This is a genomic window from Aneurinibacillus thermoaerophilus (assembly GCF_900099925.1).
In the GTDB taxonomy this organism is placed as follows: Bacteria; Bacillota; Bacilli; order Aneurinibacillales; family Aneurinibacillaceae; genus Aneurinibacillus; species Aneurinibacillus thermoaerophilus.
On the sequence record NZ_FNDE01000070.1, the window covers coordinates 1 to 4,603 of the forward strand.

6 protein-coding genes and 1 pseudogene are annotated in these 4,603 nt (G+C 39.9%); 5 read left to right on the forward strand and 2 right to left on the reverse strand.

The features are described 5' to 3' along the window. The coding region (gene tnpA / locus BLR88_RS18330; protein ID WP_091261531.1) for an IS200/IS605 family transposase at window positions 1–305 on the reverse strand (305 nt) is incomplete at its 3' end. 214 nt (window positions 306–519) lie between these two features. Beyond that, complete coding sequence (locus BLR88_RS19835) at window positions 520–675, reverse strand: hypothetical protein (RefSeq protein WP_175493690.1); 156 nt, start codon at window positions 673–675, stop codon at window positions 520–522. Window positions 676–905: 230 nt separating this feature from the next. Here BLR88_RS19835 and BLR88_RS18335 point away from each other — a divergent pair, with 230 nt between their 5' ends. The 5 genes and pseudogenes from BLR88_RS18335 to tnpA (BLR88_RS19840) form a co-directional block, all read left to right on the forward strand. Next, window positions 906–1,226: a hypothetical protein gene (locus BLR88_RS18335; RefSeq protein WP_057900474.1), complete on the forward strand. Its 321-nt coding sequence runs from the start codon at window positions 906–908 to the stop codon at window positions 1,224–1,226. 229 nt (window positions 1,227–1,455) lie between these two features. Further along, on the forward strand, window positions 1,456–2,091 hold the full coding sequence (locus tag BLR88_RS18340; protein WP_091261527.1) for a pyridoxamine 5'-phosphate oxidase family protein: 636 nt from the start codon (window positions 1,456–1,458) through the stop codon (window positions 2,089–2,091). 205 nt (window positions 2,092–2,296) lie between these two features. Further along, window positions 2,297–2,911: a CHAT domain-containing protein gene (locus BLR88_RS18345; protein WP_091261529.1), complete on the forward strand. Its 615-nt coding sequence runs from the start codon at window positions 2,297–2,299 to the stop codon at window positions 2,909–2,911. A gap of 196 nt (window positions 2,912–3,107) precedes the next feature. Next, complete coding sequence (locus BLR88_RS18350) at window positions 3,108–3,335, forward strand: alpha/beta-type small acid-soluble spore protein (RefSeq protein WP_091261533.1); 228 nt, start codon at window positions 3,108–3,110, stop codon at window positions 3,333–3,335. A 177-nt stretch (window positions 3,336–3,512) separates the two neighbouring features. Continuing rightward, window positions 3,513–3,881 (forward strand): annotated as a pseudogene (tnpA, locus tag BLR88_RS19840) (IS200/IS605 family transposase); the annotation flags it as partial. Window positions 3,882–4,603 lie beyond the last annotated feature (722 nt).

Sequence of the window (4,603 nt, forward strand, 5' to 3'; positions counted from 1 at the left end):
CTTTTTTTCAGTTGTGGAAATTTCAAAAACAGTTTACGGGCAGAAATTCCTTTCAGCATTTTCACAATATACGAGGGGGGGATCTTTGGATGAGCAGAAGCAAAAACGTGAATGTGGTCTTGTTCGCCGACTTCCATCATGACGACTTCAAACTCTTTTTCCTGTGCGATTTCTTGAAAAAGGTCTTTCAAGTAGCCTTCTATCTCGGAAGTGAGTACTTTTCTTCGGTATTTTACAGACCAAACGATGTGATAATTAACATTGTAGACACAGGTTCGAGCATGTTTTATGGTAGATTTTTTCATACATATAGTATATCACAAAATTGATCTTTGATATCTCAATGAGCTGTGCGGTGATAGGTATAGCGGAGATCGAAAAGCGAAAAATGTCGCGGGCTCTCATGCCAAAAGTTCTGGAGAGACGGAATGTAGAAGGTATGGCGGGATAGGCTGCTAAGGAGTATGGGGAAGAGAGTGGGATAAAATAGCTGGGGCTCACTGAAAAAGCGGTAGGGAACTATCTCTTTTCAACGAATAAGAGAATGAGAGTAGCTACAGGGCCTAAAAGTAGGGAGAGTATGAACCAATTTAATCCTGTTCTATTTTTGCCTTGGGCTAATCCGGCATTGATTAAGGCGAGTGTGCCCCAACCTACAAAGAACTCGTTTTCCATATCAGTGTCTCCTTTTTATTAAAATCTCCGCTGAGCGATTAGCAAATCTCTACTGGAATTATACATTAGGCAGTATATAATTGGTAGATAAAAGTTACCGATGTATAGGAAGTTCACGAAAGGGTTCATCATTATGAGATGACTTTTGGAGCAGAGGAAGATGTGTAAAAGTCCTGACATTTTATGAAATTTATAGTAAAATCATAACAAATGACGGGGGAGGATATAAAATGAAAAGATTATGGTTAGCCTTTTTGCTTGTATTTCTTTTACTGCCTGGTGTTGCGTCCGCGCAGGTACAGACTGAGAAAACCGTGATTAAGCAGGTATACTATGACCCAGAAGTAAAGTCATATTGCATCGAAACGGATGAAGATGAAGAGGGTGCGTTTTGGTATCTTTGTATGTTTTATATGGACAAGGAGAATAAGGCACTAACGAAAGCCTTACAACAGGCGTTATTGAATAAAAAGATTGAAGTGACATATGAAGATTATGAAAGCGAAGACTCGGAAGACTGGGAAATGATTGAGTTTGTTGTTTTAAATTAAAGATATGAGAGGGTTGTGCTTGCGGCCCTATTTTTCCTTTCTTAATAATGAGGTGTTTGTATGGCAGACGGTTTTATCAGTAAAAACTCAATTCCGCATGCGGCAGAGACATGGTAGGCTGATGGAGCGGGTAGTAGTCTAATAAAACACAAACGAATAGCTCAATTTATTATAAATTATAAAAACATATACATGAAATGAATAAAAACTCGGTGGTGTTTAAGGACTGATGAATAAAATAAGTGTGTTCGGAGAAAGGATTTCAACTGAAGAAGAACTTCGTTCGCTTATTGGGTATCCAGGCGACCTTGTGAATCGAAAGGTCATTTTCCATCTGGATGTTCATTGCCGAAATTTTATAGCTCAATCTCCTTTTTTACTCTTAGCAACAGCCGATCATTCAGGGCTATGTGATGTCTCTCCTAGAGGAGATGTACCAGGATTTGTATTCGTACTTGATGAGAAACATTTAGTTATTCCCGAACGTCCAGGCAATCGCAGAGTGGATTCCATGCGTAATATTTTATCTAATCCTCAAGTAGGTCTTCTCTTTTTGATACCAGGATTAGGAGAGACACTTAGGATTAACGGGAAGGCCTGTTTAGTAAAGGATGAAAAATTACTTAAACAGATGGAAGTCAATGGGCGTAGTCCTCTTGTTGGTATAGGTGTTGAAGTGGAAGAATGTTTTGTTCATTGTGCCAAAGCTATTTTACGTTCTAAGCTTTGGGAACCTGAAACATGGCCAGATAAAAAGAGATTACCGTCCGCTGCTAAAATGTTGGCTGACCATGCCAAAATGCCAGGAACCACTGTTGACGAAATTGCTGAAATACTTCGAGAGAGTTACTCTAACCGCCTTTAGTGAATTTGCCGAGAAGCCTCTTCAACGCTATCAAATGGAGAATTGCCTGTCGGACATCCCATATGCTTGTATGAAAAACTGGGTTTTACAAAGCTGCCATTTAGAAAAGAGAGATGGGTTGTCAGGAGATTTATGAAACGTTTAGACCGTTTTGGCGTAGTAGGTTTGTGAATCCAGGAATTTATTGTCAAGAGGAGGAAAAGATATGTGGAATCCTGTAGATACCCGTTTTTATGCTAAAAAGCTTCCAGTGGCCATTGCTGCGATCGGCGACGGAGCGGAAGCCAATTATATTCGTACTTTGCTTGAACAACTTGACGTCGTGACGCTTTTGCACGCCATCGGCACGCCGGATGATTTTTTACAAGTTATCAGCCAGAACGAAAGCGCTCCCCCGTATCTGATCATCAGTGCCCACGGCGACAAGGGCGGCCTTATTTTTGGAGAATACATAGAAGAAATTGACGTATCCAGTTTGCAGGACGGAGTCATGCGTCCCCCCGTCATCGCCGAAGCGATTCGCCTTCCTGGTACGGTGGTGATTAATACCGCCTGCTCGGCCGGTGTTAAAGAAGCAGGGGAGGCGTTTATGAAAGGAGAGATTCAGGCGTACATCGCGGCTGACGAGGATGTCACCGGAGAAACGACAGCGCTATTTCTCATGCACTTTTTCTACCGGATGCTGAAAGGAAGTTCACTCGAAGAGGCGTGGGAACACGCTGCCTCCTATGATGAGGAGAGTCGTTTGTATCGTTTATACCTGCGTGATGGTATTTATAAAGTGGGGGACGACGGAAAAAAGCGGATCATTGAAGGATAGACGGCATCCTTAATAAAAAAACGCCATTAATTCGCGAAAGTAACAGCCTGTAATCAGGCGTTTTTACATTTCTAAAATTATTTTCTACGGATAAAATTACCAACCTATCCTATGTATAAATTACTTCCTATGCGGAATTGTAAGAATATCAAGTACCAAAATCATCTACATAGGAGGAATGAAGGTTATGCCACGTATGCAACAAAACCAACAACAAGAATCACGTAACACCAATCAATTACTGGCTCCACAAGCACGCGCAGCTTTAGATCAAATGAAATATGAAATCGCTGCTGAATTTGGTGTGGTATTGGGGCCGGATACAACATCACGTCAAAACGGTTCTGTAGGTGGGGAGATTACGAAGCGTCTTGTACAAATGGCAGAGCAACAATTAAGCGGCAGAACAGGGCGTCTGCAATAAATTTCTTCATAAAACCAGCCCTATTCCTATATTCTTGCATACCATATAGGGATGGGGAACAGTCAGAAACCTTCCGGGAAAGTCCGGGAGGTTTTTAACTGTGGTTGTGGCATAGATAACGAGAAAAAAGCCGAATTTGGTTGTCGAGAGTGTTGATTACAGATTCTCCGAATGGATATGAACGAATACAGAAGAACACGCACAACAGTCTCTTTAATCAATTATCATTTCGTTTTTTGTTCTCGATATAGAAGGAAAATATTCCTTCGTGCTGATGTAGAGGAACGTTTCAGACAGTTGGTGCAGGAAATATGTGAGGAATTGGAAATTATCATTGTTGCTTTAGAATGCGACAAAGACCATACACATATGTTTCTAAATGTGTTGCCAACATTTAGTCCTGCTGATATTATGGCAAAAATCAAAAGAGTAACTTCTAAAAAGTTAAGGGAGGAATTTCCGCATTTTCAACATTTGCCAAGTTTATGGACACGTTCCTATTTTGTATCTACCGCAGGAAATGTATCGAGTGAAACAATGTCACAAACAATGACGGTTAAAGTCAAACTACTTCCAACAAAAGAACAGACTTCTATTTTGCGGCAGATGAGTCAAGAGTATATTTCGACTATCAATACGCTTGTATCTGAAATGGTCGCGGAAAAGAAAAGCACAAGGAAGTCGAGTAAGGATGTTTTTGCTCACTTGCCGAGTGCGGTCAAAAATCAAGCGATAAAAGATGCAAAAAGCGTGTTTCAGAAAGTGAAGAAAAATAAGTACACTACCATTCCTGTTCTCAAGAAACCTGTGTGCATCTGGAACAATCAGAACTACTCGTTTGATTTCACTCACATCTATCTGCCTTTGATGATCGATGGAAAAGCGAAGAAAACGCCTATTCGTGCTTTGTTGATTGATAAGAAAAATCGTAATTTTGACTTGCTCAAGCACAAATATGGTAAAGGGTAAATATAATCAATTATGCATAATCCTATAATTTGTAAAAATAGGTCTATGAATTAGGTGGAAAACATTTTAAATTGTTAATATATGTATATATTGGGCGATGCATGCATTATATGTAACTCATTTCCTTTACGTCCGACTCAAAAAAAGAAAGAGTGAAGACGAAGTGTTTGGATCGTTAAAAAATATATATGATATGTATAGGCTCGGAAAAAGTGTTGTGAACTCAAAAAGTTTTCAAAAATCACTCAACAGGGCGGAAAAAGAATATCAAAAGAGAAGGAAAAAGCAGGAGGAAAAAT

What these genes read in the sequence shown, in the direction of transcription:
- BLR88_RS19835 (WP_175493690.1), bottom strand. Translation starts at nt 675, where the DNA reads ATGGAAAACGAGTTCTTTGTAGGTTGGGGCACACTCGCCTTAATCAAT.
- BLR88_RS18335 (WP_057900474.1), top strand. Translation starts at nt 906, where the DNA reads ATGAAAAGATTATGGTTAGCCTTTTTGCTTGTATTTCTTTTACTGCCT.
- BLR88_RS18340 (WP_091261527.1), top strand. Translation starts at nt 1,456, where the DNA reads ATGAATAAAATAAGTGTGTTCGGAGAAAGGATTTCAACTGAAGAAGAA.
- BLR88_RS18345 (WP_091261529.1), top strand. Translation starts at nt 2,297, where the DNA reads ATGTGGAATCCTGTAGATACCCGTTTTTATGCTAAAAAGCTTCCAGTG.
- BLR88_RS18350 (WP_091261533.1), top strand. Translation starts at nt 3,108, where the DNA reads ATGCAACAAAACCAACAACAAGAATCACGTAACACCAATCAATTACTG.